At 67.3% G+C, this 17586-nt stretch carries 20 protein-coding genes, 1 tRNA gene and 1 other RNA gene; 5 read left to right on the plus strand and 17 right to left on the minus strand.

What is annotated here, in order from left to right; genetic code table 11:
- The 6 genes from A3ES_RS47665 to A3ES_RS0119510 all read right to left on the minus strand — a co-directional run.
- Positions 1-1478: DNA polymerase III subunit gamma and tau (locus tag A3ES_RS47665; protein ID WP_020388520.1), on the minus strand; the 1478-nt coding region annotated here is incomplete at its 3' end.
- 77 nt (positions 1479-1555) lie between these two features.
- The gene (locus A3ES_RS0119490; protein WP_020388521.1) at positions 1556-1741 is read right to left on the minus strand and encodes a hypothetical protein; all 186 of its coding nucleotides are present in this window, start codon (positions 1739-1741) and stop codon (positions 1556-1558) included.
- Between the two features lie 56 nt (positions 1742-1797).
- Positions 1798-2670, minus strand: a complete 873-nt coding sequence (gene rfbA / locus A3ES_RS0119495; RefSeq protein ID WP_026163017.1) for a glucose-1-phosphate thymidylyltransferase RfbA — start codon at positions 2668-2670, stop codon at positions 1798-1800.
- 243 nt (positions 2671-2913) lie between these two features.
- Positions 2914-3402 (minus strand): CocE/NonD family hydrolase C-terminal non-catalytic domain-containing protein, encoded by a 489-nt coding sequence (locus A3ES_RS0119500; protein WP_083933543.1) that lies wholly within the window; start codon positions 3400-3402, stop codon positions 2914-2916.
- A complete protein-coding gene (locus tag A3ES_RS0119505) occupies positions 3311-4018 on the minus strand; it encodes a CocE/NonD family hydrolase (RefSeq protein ID WP_083933545.1) in 708 nt (235 codons plus the stop codon). Before A3ES_RS0119505 ends, A3ES_RS0119500 begins: the two co-directional genes overlap by 92 nt.
- Positions 4019-4026: 8 nt before the next feature.
- Entirely contained in the window at positions 4027-5652 is a 1626-nt protein-coding gene (locus A3ES_RS0119510) for a long-chain fatty acid--CoA ligase (RefSeq protein ID WP_026163018.1), read from the minus strand.
- 121 nt (positions 5653-5773) lie between these two features.
- On the opposite strand from A3ES_RS0119510, the gene A3ES_RS0119515 reads away from it, so the two are divergent.
- From A3ES_RS0119515 to A3ES_RS0119525, 3 genes are read left to right on the plus strand one after another with little or no spacing between them, the layout of a single operon-like run.
- A complete protein-coding gene (locus tag A3ES_RS0119515; protein WP_020388526.1) occupies positions 5774-6625 on the plus strand; it encodes an N-acyl homoserine lactonase family protein in 852 nt (283 codons plus the stop codon).
- Positions 6622-7086 carry a MarR family winged helix-turn-helix transcriptional regulator gene (locus A3ES_RS0119520; protein ID WP_020388527.1) on the plus strand — a complete coding sequence of 155 codons (465 nt, stop codon included), beginning with the start codon at positions 6622-6624 and terminating at the stop codon, positions 7084-7086. The genes A3ES_RS0119515 and A3ES_RS0119520 overlap by 4 nt, the downstream gene beginning before the upstream one ends.
- 6 nt (positions 7087-7092) lie before the next feature.
- Positions 7093-7458, plus strand: a complete 366-nt coding sequence (locus tag A3ES_RS0119525; protein WP_020388528.1) for a hypothetical protein — start codon at positions 7093-7095, stop codon at positions 7456-7458.
- Here A3ES_RS0119525 and A3ES_RS0119530 read toward each other — a convergent pair.
- Positions 7441-8079 (minus strand): response regulator transcription factor, encoded by a 639-nt coding sequence (locus A3ES_RS0119530; protein ID WP_020388529.1) that lies wholly within the window; start codon positions 8077-8079, stop codon positions 7441-7443. The genes A3ES_RS0119525 and A3ES_RS0119530 overlap by 18 nt on opposite strands.
- The gene (locus A3ES_RS0119535; RefSeq protein ID WP_020388530.1) at positions 8067-9731 is read right to left on the minus strand and encodes a sensor histidine kinase; all 1665 of its coding nucleotides are present in this window, start codon (positions 9729-9731) and stop codon (positions 8067-8069) included. Before A3ES_RS0119535 ends, A3ES_RS0119530 begins: the two co-directional genes overlap by 13 nt.
- Before the next feature lie 108 nt (positions 9732-9839).
- Here A3ES_RS0119535 and A3ES_RS0119540 point away from each other — a divergent pair, with 108 nt between their 5' ends.
- The gene (locus A3ES_RS0119540) at positions 9840-10148 is read left to right on the plus strand and encodes a hypothetical protein (protein WP_020388531.1); all 309 of its coding nucleotides are present in this window, start codon (positions 9840-9842) and stop codon (positions 10146-10148) included.
- 2 nt (positions 10149-10150) lie between these two features.
- On the opposite strand, the gene A3ES_RS0119545 is transcribed toward A3ES_RS0119540, so the two are convergent.
- The 4 genes from A3ES_RS0119545 to A3ES_RS0119555 form a co-directional block, all read right to left on the minus strand.
- Positions 10151-11323, minus strand: coding sequence for an acyl-CoA dehydrogenase family protein (locus tag A3ES_RS0119545; protein ID WP_020388532.1), 1173 nt, complete (start codon positions 11321-11323; stop codon positions 10151-10153).
- Between the two features lie 172 nt (positions 11324-11495).
- Complete coding sequence (gene nadE / locus A3ES_RS0119550) at positions 11496-12314, minus strand: ammonia-dependent NAD(+) synthetase (protein WP_020388533.1); 819 nt, start codon at positions 12312-12314, stop codon at positions 11496-11498.
- Positions 12315-12402: 88 nt separating this feature from the next.
- Positions 12403-12499, minus strand: an RNA gene (ffs, locus tag A3ES_RS52155) — signal recognition particle sRNA small type.
- Between the two features lie 219 nt (positions 12500-12718).
- Positions 12719-12955 (minus strand): hypothetical protein, encoded by a 237-nt coding sequence (locus A3ES_RS0119555; protein WP_020388534.1) that lies wholly within the window; start codon positions 12953-12955, stop codon positions 12719-12721.
- A 76-nt stretch (positions 12956-13031) separates the two neighbouring features.
- Here A3ES_RS0119555 and A3ES_RS0119560 point away from each other — a divergent pair.
- A tRNA-Ser gene (locus tag A3ES_RS0119560) sits at positions 13032-13119 on the plus strand.
- A gap of 147 nt (positions 13120-13266) precedes the next feature.
- On the opposite strand, the gene A3ES_RS0119565 is transcribed toward A3ES_RS0119560, so the two are convergent.
- Genes A3ES_RS0119565 through A3ES_RS47675 form a run of 5 tightly spaced genes read right to left on the minus strand, consistent with a single transcriptional unit; the run spans position 13267 to position 17477 of the window.
- Positions 13267-14598 carry a tyrosine-type recombinase/integrase gene (locus tag A3ES_RS0119565; RefSeq protein WP_020388535.1) on the minus strand — a complete coding sequence of 444 codons (1332 nt, stop codon included), beginning with the start codon at positions 14596-14598 and terminating at the stop codon, positions 13267-13269.
- 11 nt (positions 14599-14609) lie between these two features.
- Positions 14610-14918, minus strand: coding sequence for a helix-turn-helix domain-containing protein (locus A3ES_RS0119570; protein ID WP_157630622.1), 309 nt, complete (start codon positions 14916-14918; stop codon positions 14610-14612).
- Positions 14915-16234: a DUF3631 domain-containing protein gene (locus A3ES_RS0119575; RefSeq protein WP_020388537.1), complete on the minus strand. Its 1320-nt coding sequence runs from the start codon at positions 16232-16234 to the stop codon at positions 14915-14917. The genes A3ES_RS0119570 and A3ES_RS0119575 overlap by 4 nt, the downstream gene beginning before the upstream one ends.
- Complete coding sequence (locus tag A3ES_RS0119580) at positions 16231-17106, minus strand: bifunctional DNA primase/polymerase (protein WP_020388538.1); 876 nt, start codon at positions 17104-17106, stop codon at positions 16231-16233. Before A3ES_RS0119580 ends, A3ES_RS0119575 begins: the two co-directional genes overlap by 4 nt.
- Positions 17107-17138: 32 nt before the next feature.
- Positions 17139-17477, minus strand: coding sequence for a hypothetical protein (locus tag A3ES_RS47675; protein WP_020388539.1), 339 nt, complete (start codon positions 17475-17477; stop codon positions 17139-17141).
- Positions 17478-17586: the final 109 nt, after the last annotated feature.

Consider the following 17586-nt stretch of genomic DNA (forward strand, 5'->3'; position numbering starts at 1 on the left):
CCTTGGTCTCGACCCGCTGCCTGACCCAGTGCCTGTCCTTGGCCTTGCCCCGACGGCTGGCCTGGTGCTTGGCCCGGCGCCTGGCCCTCGCCTTGTGGCAGACCCTGGCCCGGCGCCTGACCCTGGCCAGTGACCGGCGGGTGGACTGCAGTCGGTTGGGCTGGGTGAGTTGGAGCTACGGGCGGCTGCGCTTGAGCGGACGGCTCTGCAGCGGCAGGCGCAGTACCGGCGGCTGGGGTCGGGATGCCTGGGCTATAGCCAGCGCCGCCCGCGCTCGCAGTACCAGCGGGCGCAGTACCGGCTGCGCCGGTGATGGTTAGGCGGCGTTCCATTCGGTCGAGGCGGGCTTGGATGCCGTTGGTGGAGTCGTCGGCGCCGGGGAGGAGGACCTTGGCGCAGATCAGTTCTAGTTGGAGGCGGGGTGCGGTTGCGCCGCGCATTTCCAGTAGGCCGGCCGCGACGATGTCTGCGGCGCGGGTGAGTTCGGCTGCGCCGATGCCCGCCGCCTGGGTCTGCAGTCGCTCGCCCTGATCTTCGGCGGCCTCGATCAGGCCGGAGGCGACCGCGTTCGGTACGGCGGACAGGATCACCAGGTCGCGTAGCCGGCGGAGCAGGTCCTCGGCGAAGCGCTTTGGGTCCTGCCCGGTCTCGATGACCTTCTCGATCGTCTCGAAGACGGCCTTGCTGTCGTGTGCCGCGAACCCGTCCACGCAGGCGTCGAGCAGCGAATCCGGAGTGAAGCCGAGCAGCTGCACGGCCAACCGATACGTCACGCCGTCGGTGTCGGCGCCACCGATCAGCTGGTCGAGCACGCTCAGCGAGTCACGCACCGACCCGGCACCCGCGCGGACCACCAGCGGCAGCGCGGCCGGCTCGATCGTGACGCCCTCGGCCTCGCAAAGGGTCGCCATGTAGTCGGCGAGCGCCTTCGGCGGGACCAGCCGGAAGGGGTAGTGATGCGTACGCGACCGGATCGTGCCGATCACCTTGTCGGGCTCGGTCGTCGCGAAGATGAACTTCAGGTGCGGCGGCGGCTCCTCGACCAGCTTCAGCAGGGCGTTGAAGCCCTGCGTGGTGACCATGTGCGCCTCGTCGATGATGTAGATCTTGTAGCGGCTCTCGACCGGCGCGAAGAAGGCCCGCTCGCGCAGGTCGCGCGCGTCGTCGACACCACCGTGCGAGGCGGCGTCGATCTCGATCACGTCGATGCTGCCGGGACCGCCGCGGGCCAGGTCGGTGCAGGACTTGCAGACCCCGCACGGCTCGGCGATCGGGCCCTTCTCGCAGTTGATCGCGCGTGCCAGGATCCGGGCGCTGGTGGTCTTGCCACAGCCGCGCGGACCGGAGAACAGATAGGCGTGGTTCACCCGGTTGTTGCTCAGCGCGTTCCGCAGCGGAACGGTGACATGGTCCTGCCCGATCACCTCGGAGTAGTTCTCCGGGCGATACCGGCGGTACAACGCTAGGGGTGCTTCCACGACGGCAACCCTAGCGCCGAGCTCCGACAAATCCTCCCCACCGCCCTCCGACCAGCTCCGTAGCTGCACACGCCGACTCAGTCGAACAGGGCTGACACGGCAGCCGGATCCCAGTAGTACGTCCGAAACTCCGTCACCAGACCGGCCCGGACCGCGTTCACCTGCACCAGCGAAGTCTCCAGCTCACGTCCGCCGGCTGCGACGTACTCGGCCTCCGCGGCGTAGAAGCGATCCAGGACGGCGACAGCGGAGTCATTCGGCATTCAACGAAGGTAGGCCTGCGGCCGTCTCCGAAGCTGGCAGAAATCCGTCGCGAGGTTCAGCGCGGGCCCTCCTCGAGTAAACCGAGGAGGTAGTCGCCGTAGCCGGACTTGGTGAGTCCGTCGGCGCAGCGTTGCAGGCCTGCATCGTCGATGAAGCCCCGGCGCCAGGCGATCTCCTCCGGGCAGCTGATCTTCTGGCCTTGCCGTGTCTCGACGGCCCGGACGAATTCGCCGGCTGCCATCAGTGCGTCGAAGGTCCCGGTGTCGAGCCACGCAGTACCGCGCGGCAGCACCTCCACCTGCAATCGCTTGTCCTGCAGGTAGATGGCGTTGATGGCGGTGATCTCCAGCTCGCCGCGCGCCGACGGCTTGATCTCCTTGGCGACCTCGACGACGTCACTGGAGTAGAAGTACAGCCCCGGTACGGCGTACTTACTCTTCGGCCGGGCCGGCTTCTCCTCGATGCTCAGCGCACGCCCGTCCGCGTCGAACTCGACGACCCCGTACGCCGAAGGGTCCGCGACCCGATAGGCGAAGATGGCGCCGCCGTCCACGTCGTTGAACCGTTGCAGGTGCAGACCGAGTCCCGGCCCGTAGAAGATGTTGTCGCCGAGCGCGAGCGCGACGGGCTCCGAGCCGATGAACGACTCCCCGATCAGGAACGCCTGGGCGAGACCGTTGGGGGCGGGCTGCTCGGCGTACGAGATCTCCATCCCGAACTGTGAACCGTCGCCCAGCAATCGCCGGAACTGCGCGGTGTCCTCCGGCCGGGTGATCACCAGCACCTCGCGGATGTTGGCCAGGATCAGCGTCGAGAGCGGGTAGTAGATCATCGGTTTGTCGTACACCGGCAACAACTGCTTGCTGACACCCATCGTCAATGGATGCAGCCGGGTACCGTCGCCACCGGCCAGGATGATCCCTCGCACCCACGCCACGATACCGACGGCACTACCCTTGCGCAGCGGCAGCGGTGAGGCGGACGAGTTCAGCGAAGTGGGTGTGCGCTGCGTCGTGACCGACGAGAGCCTGCCCTGGTTCGAACGGCACTGGACGATGCCGTTGGCAACGACCAGCCTCGCGGGACGGCGGAGTACGGGGAGTGGCTGCCGCAATCTGGCGGGACCTCCTGCCTGGCCGTGCTGGTGTTGGCCCGGGAGGAGGTGTCTTCGTCAGCCCGCGTCGGCGGGGACGATCGGTAGGCCGATCGAGCTGGCGGCCAGGGTCACGTTCACCTTGGCGGCCGGGTAGAGCGGGTTACCGGCTGCGGCGGTCTCGCAGGCGTACCAGAGGTCGGTGCACTCGGTCGCCGCGATCACCACGCCGATCCGGTGACCGGCTTTGAACGCGTAGTCCTCCGGCGACAGCTTCCAGCGGAAGTCGTACGACGTACCGGGTACTACCGGCGTGACCCGCTCGCGGGATTCGCGGTGCTCGGTGTCCGCCCAGCCCTCGGCGACGATCTCGTACTGCGCGGTGCGTACGTTCGGGCGCGACTTCGGGATACAGCCGGTGTCGACGGAATCGCCCCGCCCGATGCACTGCTCGCCGTCGGCGAGCAGGCCGGACTCACCCTTGTCTGCATCGTGGGCCAGGTGATCGCCCGGGCCGTAGTCGACCAGCAGTGCGGTCACAGCTTGCGCGGCGTGGTCGCCAGTCACCCTGCCGGACGACGCCGTTGTGCCGCATGTAGTAGTCGTACCAGCTGCCGACTGCGGAGATCGGCACGATCGTCTTCAGGTTCGGCACATCCGTGGCCGCGACCGCGAGGGGAGTCGTGCCACGGTAGGAGCGGCCGACCATGCCGACCTTTCCGGTGCTCCAGTTCGCGGCAACCGCTTGACCGGCCTTGTTCACGGCCTGCGCGCGGCCGCCGATCCAGTCGACCACGGCTTTCGCACCGAGGGGCTCACCGCGACCGCCGGTGGTCAGGCAGCCTTCGGACGCGCGGGTTCCGGGGAGGTCCACCAGGACGACGGCGTACCCACGCGGCACGAAGTAGTCGGGGAACTTCGACGGGGTGCCGTCGTCCTCGAGGTCCTTGTAGTCGTCGTCGACGGCCGGCTCGAACATCCGCCTCCCGCTCTTCGCCGCCGCCTTCGGGCGAGCGAAGTACGGGCTGGTCGCCGTCTTGTAGTCGTATTCCGCTTGCGTGACCCGGGTGCCGTCACTCGTACCGGGCGCGTTGGCCTCAACAGCCTTGGTGACCCGCGTGCCGTCATCCCCTGCTCGGGCTCGTCTGAGTCCCTCGCGAGCTAGCCCGCGAGGGTGGCTCAGGTGGAGGGTTAGCTGAGGTGGTAGTCGGCGAAGCGGGTTCTCAGGTCTTTCTTCGAGAACTTGCCAACGCTCGTCTTCGGTACCTCTTCGATGAACTCAACCGCGTCGGGCAGCCACCACTTGGCCACCAACGGCTCCAGGTAGGCAAGGATCTCCTCCGACGTCGCGGCCTCGCCTTCCTGCAGTACTACGCACGCCAGCGGCCGCTCGTCCCACTTCGGGTGCGGCACCCCGATCACGGCCGCCTCCTTGATCGCGGGATGCGCCATCAGCAGGTTCTCCAGCTCGACGGAGCTGATCCACTCGCCACCGGACTTCACCAGGTCCTTCGTCCGGTCGACGAGTCGCACTGATCCGTACTGGTCGATCGCGGCGACATCGCCCGTCTTCATCCAGCCGTCCTCGGTGTTCAGCTCGACACCTTCGTCAGGCCGGTAGTACTCCGCCGCGATCCACGGCCCGCGCACCTGCAGCTCGCCCGTCGCCTCGTCATCCCACGGCAACGGCGTGATCGATCCGGGCTCGACGATCCGCACCTCGACACCAGGCAACGGCAATCCCTGCCGGGCCCGGAGCGTCGCCAGCTCTTCCTCGGGCCGGTCCTGGTCACGCAGCGGGACGTGCGCCGCGGTAGCCACCGGGCTGGTCTCGGTCATGCCCCACGCCTGCAGAATCGGCTTGCCCAACTTCTCCCGGAAGGCCTCGGACAGAGCCAACGGCACAGCCGAGCCCCCACACGGAATCCGCCGCAGCTTGGGCAGCTCCACCCCGTCCAGCAGCGGCAACAGGCCCTGCCAGATCGTCGGGACGCCCGCCGTCAGTGTGACCTCCTGCTCCTTCAGCAGCTTGAGAATGCCCTGTGGCGACATGTCCGGCCCGGGGAAGACCAGGCTCGCCCCGGCCATCGGTGACGCGTGCGCCAGACCCCACGCGTTGGCGTGGAACATCGGCACCACCGGCATCACCGTGTCGGTCTCGTGCAGCCCGATCCCGGCGTTGGTGAGCACCCCGATCGAGTGCAGCCAGGTCGATCGGTGCGAGTACACGACACCTTTGGGATTGCCCGTCGTCCCACTCGTGTAGCACATCGCGGCAGCCTGGTTCTCGTCCTCGACGTGGAACTCGACCGGCTCCGCGGCGGCGAGCAGCTCCTCGTAGTCGTGGAAGCGCGGATCATCCGGCACCTCGACGCTCGGCGCACCGGCCGGCAGATCGTCCATCACCACGACGTGCCGGACCAGAGGCAGCCGGTCGAGCAATGGCAGGAACAGCCCGAGCAACGACCTGTCGACGAAGACGACCTCGTCCTCGGCATGGTTCGCGATGTAGACGACTTGGTCAGGGAACAGCCTGATGTTGAGGGTATGCAGGACCCGCCCGGTGCACGGCGCCGCGAAGTACAGCTCGAGGTGGCGGCCGGAGTTCCACGCGAAGGTCCCGACCCGGCCGTCCGCGCTGATGCCCAGGGTGTCGAGCACACCGCCCAGCCGTCTGGTCCGCGCGGCCCATTCCGCGTACGTCGTCCTGGTGGGCGCTGGGCCGCCGGTGTAGACGGTCTTGTCCGGGAAGAACTCCTCAGCCCGGCGGAAGATCGTGTCCAAGGACAGCTGGTAGTCCTGCATGAGTCCCTTCATGCAGACACTGTGCCAGCACCGATGTCAGCTTGGCCATGACCGCACACCGACCCGCGAGTGCACTCAACATGAACCCACGCCATTAGTTGACACGACATACGTGTCGTGTAATCTATTGCCCATGGAGATCAGCGGAGTAAGTGCCCTCAGCACCGGGAGCGTCCGGATCCGGCCCGAGCACGTCGGCCCGACGGACAAGAACATGTACGTCTGGCTCGCGACCTCGAAGAGCTGGACCCCGCCCAGGCCGATCAACGTCTACGTCGTGGAGCACCAGGACGGGCTCGTCCTGTTCGACACCGGTCAGGACCGCGCCTCCGTCACCGAGCCGGACTACTTCCCGGGCGGGCTGAACGGCGTCGTCTACGACCGGCTGGCGACCTTCGAGATCGCCCCCGACCAGACCCTGTCCCAGCTGCTCAAGACGAGCGGTCACGACATCCGCGATGTCCACACGGCCGTGCTCTCGCATCTGCACCAGGACCACATCGGCGGCCTGGGCGAGCTCAGCAAGGCACGCATCGTCGTCGCCGCCGAGGAGTGGAAGTCGATGCGCCGGCCGCTTCCCGCCGCCCGTGGCTATCTGCGGCGCCACATCGAGCGCCCCGACCTGCGCTGGGACCACATCAACTTCGAGAGCATGTCCCCGATCGGTCCCTTCGACCAGGGACACGACCTGTTCGGCGACGACAGTCTCGTACTGCTACCGACCCCCGGCCACACACCAGGCTCCCTGTCGATGCTGGTACGCCGCCCCGGCCGCGCACCGCTCTTGATGGTCGGAGACCTCACGTACGACGCGGAGCTGCTGGCAGCCGGCGAGATCCCCGGAGTCGGCAAGAAGCAGGAGCTGCACCGCGCAGTCGACATGGTCAACCAGCTACGCGACCTGTACCCCGACCTGGTCGTGCTGGCCGCCCATGACCCCGCCGCAGCCCTCGCCTTGCAGCAGCAGGAGGCTGTCGCTTCATGAAGGCTGCAGAAGAGCTCCGGTACTTGATCCTGGCCATCCAGCGGGAGGGCAATCGGCTACTGGCCGCAGAGCTCCGGCCGTTGGGAGTGACACCGTCGCAGGGCGAGGTACTGCGAGTACTGCGCGACCACGGGCCCCTCACCCTGAGCGCACTCGGCGGGTTGCTCGTCTGTGAGACCGGCAACAGCCCCAGTCGCTTGGTGGATCGCCTGGTCGCACAGGGCCTGGTGCAGCGCGACACGGACCCCGACGACCGCCGGTACCTCGCGCTGAGCCTCACCCCCGAGGGCAAGGCGCTCAGCAAGCGCATCGCCGCCGTTGAAGAGAAGCTGCACGACACGATCGCCCAACTCGTCACTGGACAGCCAGTGGCCCAGACCATCACCACCCTGCGCACGCTGGCCGACGCCTTCCCTGCTGGCAAGGCCCTGGCCCGGCGACGCGCTGCCGAGAAGGAGTGAAGCCCCATGGAACAAGCAACTCTGCAGATCAACGGCTCGCCCGCCAAAGCCTTACTAACCCCGCTGGACCTGCCGTCGTGGAACGAGGCGTTCCTCAGCATCGACGGCCCCAAGACCCCAGTAGTCGGCCAGCGCTACCGGCTGCGCGTGCGCCCCGGCCTGAACGGCTGGCTCGAGTACACGGCAATCTCCCCGACACGGATCGACATCACCTGGCAGGTCCCGGGCTTCCACGAGGACGGCGTCTGGCTCATCGACCAAGGCCTGGTCACGCACTCCTTCGAGCACAAAGGCGCACTGGCCGCAGTACTGCGTTCTGCCTACCGCGGGATCGCCGCCGTACGGCTAGAGCGGCTAGCGGCTGTTTCGTAGGTAAGTAAGGACGGCATGCACTCGGCGATGCGTCGCTGACGACTCGTCGAGGGACAGCTTCTGGAAGATCGAGCGCAGGTGGCTCTCGACCGTACGGTCGGCGACAAAGAGCCGGCCCGCGATTGCGGCGTTCGAGTAGCCCTCGGCAACCAATCCGAGCACCTCCAATTCCCTTGGCGACAAAGGTTCCAGCTCCGAGCGACGGGGAGCGAGCAGCGCCGAGACAACCGCGGGGTCAAGCGCAGAACCGCCCGCCGCGACCCGTTCGAGCGCGTCCAGGAAGTCCTCGACCCGGAGTACGCGATCCTTGAGCAGGTAACCGAACGCGCCGGTGGAGACGAGCTGGACGGAGTAGCGAGTCTCCAGATGCTGTGACAGCAGCAGGATCGGCTGGTTCGGGCGGCGTAGCCGAATCTCCCGAGCCGCGTCGGCGCCGTCGTCGGTCATCGTCGGCGGCATCCGTACGTCGATCACGGCAACCGCCGGCTCGTGCTCGACGACCGCCTCCACCAGACCTTCCGCGCTGGCCAGCGACGCTACGATCGTGTGGCCGGCCGTGACCAAGAGCCCGGCAAGCCCCTCCCGGAACAACGCGGAGTCCTCCGCGATCAGGACGCGCACGGCAGCACCGCCTCGATCGTCGTACCGCCGGCCGCTCCACAGGTCACGGTGAGCCGCCCGCCAACTGAGCCGACGCGGTCACGGAGCGCAGTCAGGCCGGTATCGGCCGGGACGCCGCCGATCCCGTCGTCTCGCACGGCCACCCGCAAGCCGTCGTCGTGGCGTTCGACGTTGATGCCGATGCGGGAGGCACGCGCGTGTTTGAGGATGTTGGCCATCGCCTCCACGACCACGAAGTACGCGGTCACCGTGACGACCTCCGAGCTCGCCGTCTCCTCGACCTCGAAGTCGACCGGCAGCGGGCACTCTGCCCCGAGCCGAGCCAGGGCCGCGGGCAGACCGTCATCCAGACTCGCAGGCCGTACGCCGTGCGCCAACCGGCGAAGCTCGCCAACCGTCGTCTCGAGTCGCTCGACAGCCAGCTCGAGATCGCCGGAGACCGGGTCATCCATCCCCAGCTTGTACTGCGCGGCGCGCAACTGCATGCCGATGGCAACGAGTTGCTGCTGCGCGCCGTCGTGCAGATCCCGTTCCAGCCGTTGTCGTTCGTCGATGGTTGCCGACACCAACCGACGGCGACTCTCGGCAACGTCGGTCAGTGCGCGGCGCAGCCCGATCCGGAGCCGGCTGACCTCGATCGGCAACCGGGCAGCGGACGCGGCCAGCTTCACCCGGCGCAGGCGGCGCATCGATCCCGGGTTGACCAGGATGATCCCGATGTCCGCGTTCGCCGTCCGCAGCGGCACCTGGATCCGCTCCGGCGACGGCGTCCGGGCGGCGCCGGTCAGATCGACAAGGCCTGTTCCGGCTGGGTCCGACAGCAACAGAGTCAGCTCGGGATCGCGGGTGGCGGTACGGAGTACGGTCTCGATCTCTTCGGGCTCGGCCGAGCCGTCGCGGACCTGCTCGACGAAGGACTCGATCTGCTCGATCAGCACCGTCCGGTCCCGGTCGAGGACCCGGCCGACCGCGTAATGAACCCTTCTGTGCAAGGGGAAAACGACCAGCGCGACCAAGAACACCGAACCGGTCAGGCCGATCACGGAGTCCCGGCCGGCCAGGTAGCCGGTCAGCACGACTCCACTCGTGAGCAGCGCCGCGGCGATCAGCGTGGTCAGGAACCAGGCAACGGAGTCGCTCAGAATCCGGTCGATCTCGAACAGGTCGTGGCGCAGCACGGCGATCGCAACGGCGGCTGGGACGAGGACGAGAATCCCGAGCAGGAAGCCAAAGTACGCCTCCGGGCCGACTAGTTCGAAGGAGGTGACGATCCAGCTCGCCACCATCAGAACCACCACGATCCCCGTGGCCAGGATCAGCCAGCGCAACTGTTGCTGCGTACGCTCGCCACCGCGGCGATAGCGCAGTACGACACTGGCGCCGCAGGCAACGACCACCGCCAGCAGCAGGCCAAGCGCACTGATCATCAGCGGCATCCAGATGGGCTGCGGCACGAGTACAGGCGTCGTGAAGTAGCGGGGAACCGCATAGTCCATGGTCATCACTACACCCACCACTAGCGCCGACACTGGCACGCCTACCGCCACTAGCTTCCAGCGGCGGCCCGGGAGCAGTCCGTCGGGAAAGACCAGCAGCAGCGCCAGGAACCCAGTCAGCTGCCAGGGCCACGCCACCACACCCAGTGCGGCCATCAGATCCGACCGCGGCCAAGGTGCCCGCTGAATCAGCGCAGGCCTCGATGCAAGCCAGGGGTGCGACGGGCGACCTTGGAGTCTCAACCAGCTTCGGGAGGGATCACCATGATCGCCATTCTCACTGTCCTCGTCGCGCTGCCCCTCGGGCTCCTCGTCCGCAATCGGCTGGCCGCCTATCTGACGTACGCGATCCTGTTCGCGCAGGTCTTCACCTTCCAGACCGCCAACCTGGTGATGGAGTGGGCCAAGGGCTCCACAGAAGCCTTCCCCGCGGATCCGGACCTGTCCGGCTCGTTGGGCTACCTGGCCTTCACCAGCACGATCTACGCAGTCGGCTTCGGCCTGATCACGCTCGGCCACTGGCTCCGCAACCGCCGGCGCACGCGGATGGACGCAGTACTGCTCGACAACTGAGGTCAGTTGAAGTGGGCGCCTGGTTTGCGGTAGCCGCGGAGTAGGTCGCGGGAGATGATCAGGCGCTGCATCTCGTCAGTGCCTTCGAAGATGCGCCAAAGCCGGAACTCGCGGAACCAGCGCTCGATCGGGAGCTCCTTGGTGTAGCCCATGCCACCGTGGATCTGGAGCACCCGGTCGGCGATCCGGTTGACAGTGTTGGTGCCGTAGAGCTTGGCGATCGCGCTGTCGTGCTGGGGCGAGCGGCCCTGGTCGACGGCCCAGGCGGCGTACAGGACGAGCCAGCGGGCCGCCTCCAGTTCGACCTCGGAGTCGGCGATCATCCACTGGATCGCCTGGTTGTCACCGATCGGGGTGCCGAAGGTCTGCCGGGTGGTGGCGTGCTCGATCGCCAACTGGAGCAGCCGTTCGCAGGCGCCGATGCCACGAGCCGGGATGAGGAACCGGCCCTTCATGATCCAGCGCATCGCCAGCTCGTAGCCCTGGCCGATCTCGCCGAGCACATGATCCTGCGGGACGCGGACGTCGTCGAAGTTGAGCGTCGCCGGGACTGCCTGTCCCATCGTGATGATCGGGTCCGAGGTCCAGCCCCGGTCTCGGTCCACCAGGAACGCGGTGAAGCCGCCCTTCGAACCCTTCTCCGCATCGGTGACGGCGATGACGATCGCGAAGTCGGCTTCGTTTCCTCCGGTGATGAAGGTCTTCTCGCCCCGGATCACCCACTCGTCACCGTCGCGGCGGGCGGTGGTCCGGATCGCCCGCGTGTCGGAGCCGGCGCCCGGTTCGGTGATCGCGAAACACGACCGGCGCTCACCGGAAATGGTCGGCAGCAAGTACTCCGCACGCTGCGCCTCATTGCTTTCGTAGAGGATGTTGTCGGCCTCGCCACCGAACGAGAACGGCACGAAGGTCCGCCCGAGCTCACTCGTGATCAGCACCTGGTCGACCGCCGACACGTCCATCCCGCCGTACTCGGCCGGCGTACTCAATCCCCAGAACCCGAACGACTTCGCCTTCAGCCGCAGCGCCTTGATGACCTCCGGCTCGACCCCGATCAGCCCTTCCCGCTCCCGCTTGAGGACCTCGTTCTCCAGCGGCATCAGCTCCTTGCGGACGAACTCCCGCGTCGTCTCACGAATCGCCCGCTGTTCCTCACTGAGCGAGAAGTCGACCATCAGCCCCTCCAGAGATCGCGTGTCCAACCACCGTAGGCGCACTTCCGCCCGTCACACGCGGTTGGCCGGAGCGCCATCACCTTCCAAGCAGCGCCGGAAGGCCGCGCTACACCGTGGCCAGGCGTGCGATCCGGTGCGCGGGAGGGGTTGGCATGTGGTGGACGTCCGGGGATCAGGGGGCGATCGGGACCGCGCGCTTGTGGATGGTGCGGCGGTGGTAGCCGATGATCGTTTCGGCGGACTTGTCGCTGATCGGTTTGCCTTCGAGGAAGTCGTCGATCTCGTCGTACGTCACGCCCAGGACCAGCTCGTCGGGCAGTCCCGGGTTGGCGGTCTCCAGGTCGGCGGTCGGCACCTTGCCGGTGATCAGGTCGGACGCGCCGAGCCGTGATCCCACCGCGCGGACCCGCCGCTTGGTCAGCCCGGCGAGCGGCGTCAGGTCGCACGCGCCATCGCCGGACTTCGTGAAGAACCCCATCACCGCCTCCGCCGCGTGATCCGTCCCGACCACCAGCCCGCCGCGCGCACCCGCGACGGCGTACTGCGCGATCATCCGCTGCCGGGCCTTCACGTTGCCGGTGTGGAAGTCGGCGCGGTCGCCCAGACCCGAATGCCGGACCGACTCGACCAGCGCGTCCGTGGCCGGCTTGACGTCCACCGTGAGCGTCTCGTCCGGGCGGATGAACTCGAGCGCCCGCTGCGCATCGTCCTCGTCGGCCTGTACGCCGTACGGCAGCCGCATCGCGATGAAGCTGGCGTTGCCGCCGTCCGCGCGGACCCGCTCGACGGCGAGCTGGCAGAGGCGGCCCGCAGTACTGGAGTCGACGCCGCCGGAGATGCCGAGCACGTACGCCGAGGCGCCGGAGCCGCGCAGCTGGTCGGCCAGGAAATGGATCCGCCGCTCGATCTCGAGCTCAGCGTCGAACGAGGGTGTCACCCCGAGCTCGCCGATGATCAGTTCCTGCAGGTACCGGCGGTCGAGCTCGCTCATCGGACTCCCTCGTAGGCGGTGGATCGTCGACCCCAGCTTATTTCGCGGGTCGGAGCCGCCACGTCGGAGCCCACGAGGGGGGTCCGGACATAAGGATTCCCCGCGCACCCGGAAGAGCTCACTTACCCTTGCTGCCTTCCGGCCCTGGGGGAGTTGGGCGAGATACCGCCACGCGGGGAACCAGCCAAGAGTGTACGGGATCGAGGGCCCTTCCCCAGAATCCGGGGCCACCGGTACCGCGTCGCGCCGCCTGCCGGTACTGCGTTGCGCCCTCCGCCGCTACTACGTCGCGCAGTCGCCGGTACTGCGGAATACGGGTGGCTGCCGGTGGGTTGCCATCCGGCATGACGAGTCTTGAGTTCGGGCCGTTCGGGATCGCGACCGGGCTGGACAGCAGCCCGCATTCACTGGAGGCCGCCGCTGCCGCTGAGCAGCTGGGCTATCCGGCTATCTGGTTGTCCGGTGGGCCGCTGCCCGGGTTGCAGACCATCACCGATCTCGTCGGGGCGCCGGACCGGGTCGTCGTAGTACGAGTAGTCCCCCACCTCGACCAGCTCCGACTCCACCAAGGCCCCGAGCAACACCACCCGCTCAACCCCAGCCATCGGATACACCACACCCGGATCCGGCACACTCACCATCCGCCAACCCTAGGCCCGCCGCCGCCCCTCCACCCCGATTTTCATCCCCACCCCGTCCTCGCGTATCCTCTCGCGTGGAGGATTCGCCTAGTGGCCTAGGGCGCACGCTTGGAAAGCGTGTTGGGGGCAACCCCTCACGAGTTCGAATCTCGTATCCTCCGCCACTCTCCGAGAGGCCCACCCGACCGGTGTTTCCGCTGGTCAGCGCACTATGTGGTCACTCGCAGGGGACGAACACAAGATGGGCCGGTCGCTCTCGCGACCGGCCCATTCTTCGTTCATAGTCTCAACGCCAGTCTCAACGGCCCTTCTCAGGCCGACTGCAGAACCCCGGCAGCGCCCTCGTCCGGCTCGTCGTCATCGCTACCTTTATGAGGTTGAGACTGCGCCCAGAGCAGGCCACCGACCCGAGCCGCGATGTCCATCCGGACCGGCGCAGTGATGTGCTGATACCTCTTCACCATCGCCGAGGACGACCAGCCCATCATGTCCATCGCAGCGCGCTCGGAGACACCCAGCAGTAGGAGAACCGTGGCGGCGGTGTGGCGGGCATCGTGTAGCCGGCCATTCCGGATGCCAGCCGCGACTAGCAGCGCCTTCCACTCTCGGTAGTCCATGTTCGGGCTGAGAGGCTTGCCGGTCCGACCGGCGAACACCCAGTCACCCTCGGTCCAGAGTTGGCGAGCTAGCTCCTTCTCAGCCGCCTGCTGCGCCTGGTGCTCCTTCAGGATCGCGGTCAGCTCCTTGGGCAGGCCGATGGTTCGGCGTCCCGCCCGTGACTTGGTCGGCGCCGTCTCGGGTCGGGCGAGTTGACGCTTCGGGCAGAAGCCGGGCTTTCGCCCGCACGGCTCATCCGTGCAGCCGTGCTTGTACTTCGGCCGATTCCGGCTCCGCCGCACCCTGAGAGTTCCGGCCTTCAGATCAACATCTGCCCACTTCAGCCCCAGCGCTTCGCCCTGGCGCAGACCCAACGCCAGCGCAATGGCCCATCGCACGCTGTTCCGGCCCTTGTTCGCCTCCTCCATCAGTGCCTTGATCTCGTCCACGCTGTAGGGCTCGATCTCGTCTTCTTCTTCCAAGTCGAGCCGTGGCGGCTTGGCTTTCTCAGCCGGGTTGCCCGTTGTCAGTGTCCCGCGCCTTTCGGCTTCGCCGAGCGCCGTACGTATGGTGCGGTGCGCCTGGTGGGCGGTACCCGCGCTCGCTCCGTTGTCCTGCATTTTCGTGTAGAAGCGCTCTAGGTGTTCAGGTAGCAGCCTTTCGAGCTTGTGCTTGCCCAGACCGGGGACCAGGTGGACTCGGACGGCCACTTCGTAGGCGTCGTACGAGCCGTCTCGCAGATTCGGCCGGGCGATCGTGAGCCAGTGGTTCAACCACTCCGCCACGGTCCACTTCTTCTTAGCGACCGGTAGCACCTTCCCGGTGCCTCTTTCCTTCTCCAGCTCCTCAACGCGCGCGACTACGTCTTTCTCGTCTTTCCGCATGACGTGCCGTCTGTCGGGCGAGCCGTCGTCCTTCACACCCATCGTGATGCGGCCATGCCAGAAGCCGTCCGCGCCCAGGTAGATGCTCGATCGACCGTCCGGGTTCTTCGGCCGCTTGTCCTTCTTCTCAACGGGCTTCGGCTGCCTGCTCTTCTTCTCCACGTGACTCCCTTTCAGGCGGCCTGGTTGTTGACGCGGGATTGCGTCCGTAGCCGGTTGATGTAGTCAGTGATGCACTCAGCCGGAATTCGGCGGAGGCGTCCGAGCGGGATCGATTCGAGTTCGCCAGACTTCACCAGGGCAAAGGCTGTCGTCCGGCCGATGCCGAGCAGCCGCGCGGCTTCCTCCACCGTCAGCAATAGCGGCGTCGGCGTCTCGTACTCCGGTCGCAACGAATCGACTACCTCAAGAGCGCTGGCCATTGCCGTTCTCCTTTGCCCTGCGGTGGTGTGGTTGGTGATCGCGTTGCGGGGTTCGGTCATGCGCTCTCCCAGATGGGCTCGGCATCAGTGCTGGCATCGGCGAGGGTCGGGACAGCCCTTGGTCCCCAAGCCGTCCCAGCCGTCCCAGCCGTAACTTCCCTGGTCAGGCCTGGGACGGCTTGAGTGGTTGGGACGGCTTGAGCCGTCCCAGGGGGTGAAGCCGTCCCCGTGCTGACCTGCGAGGGGACGCCTGGGACGGCTGGGACGCCTTCCCCTCCGACGGCCTTTGGCTCGGGGCAGTAGCGGTTCCATGCGTCGGTGAAATCGCTGCGGGTGTAGCCCTTGGCCTGTCCGGTGGTGAACCGGATGTTGGCGCTGCGGATCTCGAAATCGCGCAGCAGGGCACCCATCTTCGCCGGGGTCAGCCCGCTCGGCCCAAGGCCTACCCAAGGCGCTTCAGGATCTGCTTTGAGCCGTTCGAGGAGTGTCGCCGTGGGCAGTGCGTCGGCGTCTTGGAAGGCGATCCGGCAGTCGGTCAGGAGCCTGGTGTGCAGTGATGTTTCATCGCCCGCGTCGCGGTCGCTGGTAAGCGCTACGGCGGCTTTCCGGGCGGCACGTGGCCAGTTGCCGCCTGCGAGGTCGGCAACGGCAATGAGTGGTTCCCAGGTGTCGGCGGCACGGTCTTCCAGCGGCATATCCGGGGCAGCGGCAGTGAGCACGTCCAGGTGGGCGGTCAGCCACTGGCTGAGGCGTTTGCGCAGCTCGCCCAGTTGTGGGCCGTCGCGGCGGACTCGGTAGGGCTCGACCTTTTCCCCTGGTGCGCGGCGGCGCATGCGGATGATCGCGGCCCGGTCTTCGATGGTGTCGGGCATGACGCCGATGCCCGCGAGAGCGGCCATGGCGAACGTCTGAATGTCTTCGACATCGTCTTTGCTGGCGTTGTAGCGCAGAGTCGGCCGGTTGCGTTGGTGCCCGGCGTTGAGCAGTCCGCGCAGGTCTTCGTTGTCGCCTGCCTTGGCGCCAAAGATCGTGTCGGCCTCATCGATCAGCAGCGTGGGCGGATCGGTCGGGCGCTTGCCGATAGACCGGTAGACCGCTGACGGGCTCGCGTTGGTAGTCATCAATGGCCGGTGACACATGCCCTCGACCATGTCCAGCAGCCGTGACTTCCCGCACCGCTTTTCAGGCGCCCGGATCACCAGCCGTGGCGCACAGTTCCAAGCCGGGATCGCGTGCGATGCGGCGATCCACAGCACCACGGCGACCATCGCGGAAGTGCTGGGCAAGATGACGTAGCGAGCCACCGTGGCAGTCACGTCGTCCAGCAGCTCGGCGCCGTCGATGGCGTCCCCCTGGTCGTGGTTGTTGTCTGTCATGCGGCAATCCCTTCGTCACGGAAAGCGCCAGCGATGGCGGCCCTGATGTCCCGGTCGGTTTGGGCGACTTGGTGTCCCACATAGGTCAGTGCGGTGACGGCGGCGGCCTGGTCGATGACTCCGGCCGCGACCATCCGCGCAACGCCTCTAGCGGCGCCGTACAGGGTGGTGCGGCGCCTGCCTTTTGGAGCGCGGCGCACGGCGTCCAGGTGGGCCGTTAGGAGCTTGTCGGGGTGGGAGATGCCCCCGCCCGGTTGTGTCGCGGCTGGGCTGGTTCGCGGGGTGAACGATTCGGCCGGCATAGGCGGCAGGCATGCGGCGACGAGAGCGGGGGGCATCTCCGTCGCACCGGACCCGCTGGTTGCCCACCGGTACGGCAAGCCTGTGCGGTGGTGGATCGAGGGTGGGAGGACGACGTACCCGCCATCGGCTTTGATGTCGATTCCCGAGCGTCCTGGCATCGGCCGTGACGGCATCGGCTGACCCGGATGGCGGTAGTACAGGTGCAGGCCACCGGAGCCGGTGATGACCCGCAGCGTGTGGGGCAGCAGGCCTTCGTTCACGAGGTGGTGAAGGCTGGCTGTTCCGCCGTGGGCGGGGTCGACGTCGACCACCAGGAGCCCAGACACGGCGCCGGTGCGGACGGCGAGCTGCCCGTACGGGACAGCGGCAACGAGTGCTGTGATGCGGGCCGGGTCGGTGGCGGCGGCGTAGAAGCCGTGGCAGGTCAGGTGTCCGCAGCTCGCGGGGTCGTGGTTGGTGGCTGTGCGGCAGGCGTTGCAGTTGGCTACGGGCCGCTTCGACCGGCCGAGCATGAACACTGGCCAGCCACGGTCGGCGGCGTCCAGTGCGGCGGTCAGGATGTCGTTCATCGGTGGTTCTCCCCTCGAGGGATTCGGACCGGTCACTTGCCGCGTCCCTTGCTGGTGGAGTTGGTGGCGGCGTTGTGGGTGCGGCGGTAGTAGCTGATGACCTTGCGGCCGATCCGGACCCGCAGGCCGGAGCCGTCGCACTTGCCGCAGTGGCGGTAGGCGTTGCCGAACGGGGATTTGAACTTGCCTGCGCCTTTGCAGCGGCGGCACTTCCCGAACGGCCAGACGAGGCAGGTGAGGAGGTACAAGGCGATGCAGACGGTGAGGATGAGGGCGACGGTGGCGACCTGTCCGGCGGTGTGGACGGTCGCGGCCAGGTCGCTACCGTGGGTAGCGGCGGGTAGGTAGGGGGTAGCGGCACTGCTGAGCATGAGAAGTCTCCAGAGGGCTGTTTTTGGGCGTGAGGAGCCGTGGCCGCTACCCGCTACGCGGGGATGAACGGCCTGGTCAGGTCTGGGTTTCGGGGTAGCGGGACGGGTA

Origin of the sequence: Kribbella catacumbae DSM 19601 (assembly GCF_000372465.1) — a bacterium.
GTDB classification, from domain to species: domain Bacteria; phylum Actinomycetota; class Actinomycetes; order Propionibacteriales; family Kribbellaceae; genus Kribbella; species Kribbella catacumbae.

Bases quoted from the DNA above. Each gene is read 5' to 3' on its own strand.
- A3ES_RS0119540 (WP_020388531.1), top strand. From the start codon at position 9,840: ATGATCGCCATTCTCACTGTCCTCGTCGCGCTGCCCCTCGGGCTCCTC.
- A3ES_RS0119490 (WP_020388521.1), bottom strand. From the start codon at position 1,741: ATGCCGAATGACTCCGCTGTCGCCGTCCTGGATCGCTTCTACGCCGCG.
- nadE (WP_020388533.1), bottom strand. From the start codon at position 12,314: ATGAGCGAGCTCGACCGCCGGTACCTGCAGGAACTGATCATCGGCGAG.
- A3ES_RS47675 (WP_020388539.1), bottom strand. From the start codon at position 17,477: ATGCTCAGCAGTGCCGCTACCCCCTACCTACCCGCCGCTACCCACGGT.
- A3ES_RS0119520 (WP_020388527.1), top strand. From the start codon at position 6,622: ATGAAGGCTGCAGAAGAGCTCCGGTACTTGATCCTGGCCATCCAGCGG.
- A3ES_RS0119545 (WP_020388532.1), bottom strand. From the start codon at position 11,323: ATGGTCGACTTCTCGCTCAGTGAGGAACAGCGGGCGATTCGTGAGACG.
- A3ES_RS0119525 (WP_020388528.1), top strand. From the start codon at position 7,093: ATGGAACAAGCAACTCTGCAGATCAACGGCTCGCCCGCCAAAGCCTTA.
- A3ES_RS0119510 (WP_026163018.1), bottom strand. From the start codon at position 5,652: ATGAAGGGACTCATGCAGGACTACCAGCTGTCCTTGGACACGATCTTC.
- A3ES_RS0119570 (WP_157630622.1), bottom strand. From the start codon at position 14,918: ATGACCGAACCCCGCAACGCGATCACCAACCACACCACCGCAGGGCAA.
- A3ES_RS0119555 (WP_020388534.1), bottom strand. From the start codon at position 12,955: ATGGTGAGTGTGCCGGATCCGGGTGTGGTGTATCCGATGGCTGGGGTT.
- A3ES_RS0119515 (WP_020388526.1), top strand. From the start codon at position 5,774: ATGGAGATCAGCGGAGTAAGTGCCCTCAGCACCGGGAGCGTCCGGATC.
- A3ES_RS0119535 (WP_020388530.1), bottom strand. From the start codon at position 9,731: ATGGCCGCACTGGGTGTGGTGGCGTGGCCCTGGCAGCTGACTGGGTTC.
- A3ES_RS0119580 (WP_020388538.1), bottom strand. From the start codon at position 17,106: ATGAACGACATCCTGACCGCCGCACTGGACGCCGCCGACCGTGGCTGG.
- A3ES_RS0119575 (WP_020388537.1), bottom strand. From the start codon at position 16,234: ATGACAGACAACAACCACGACCAGGGGGACGCCATCGACGGCGCCGAG.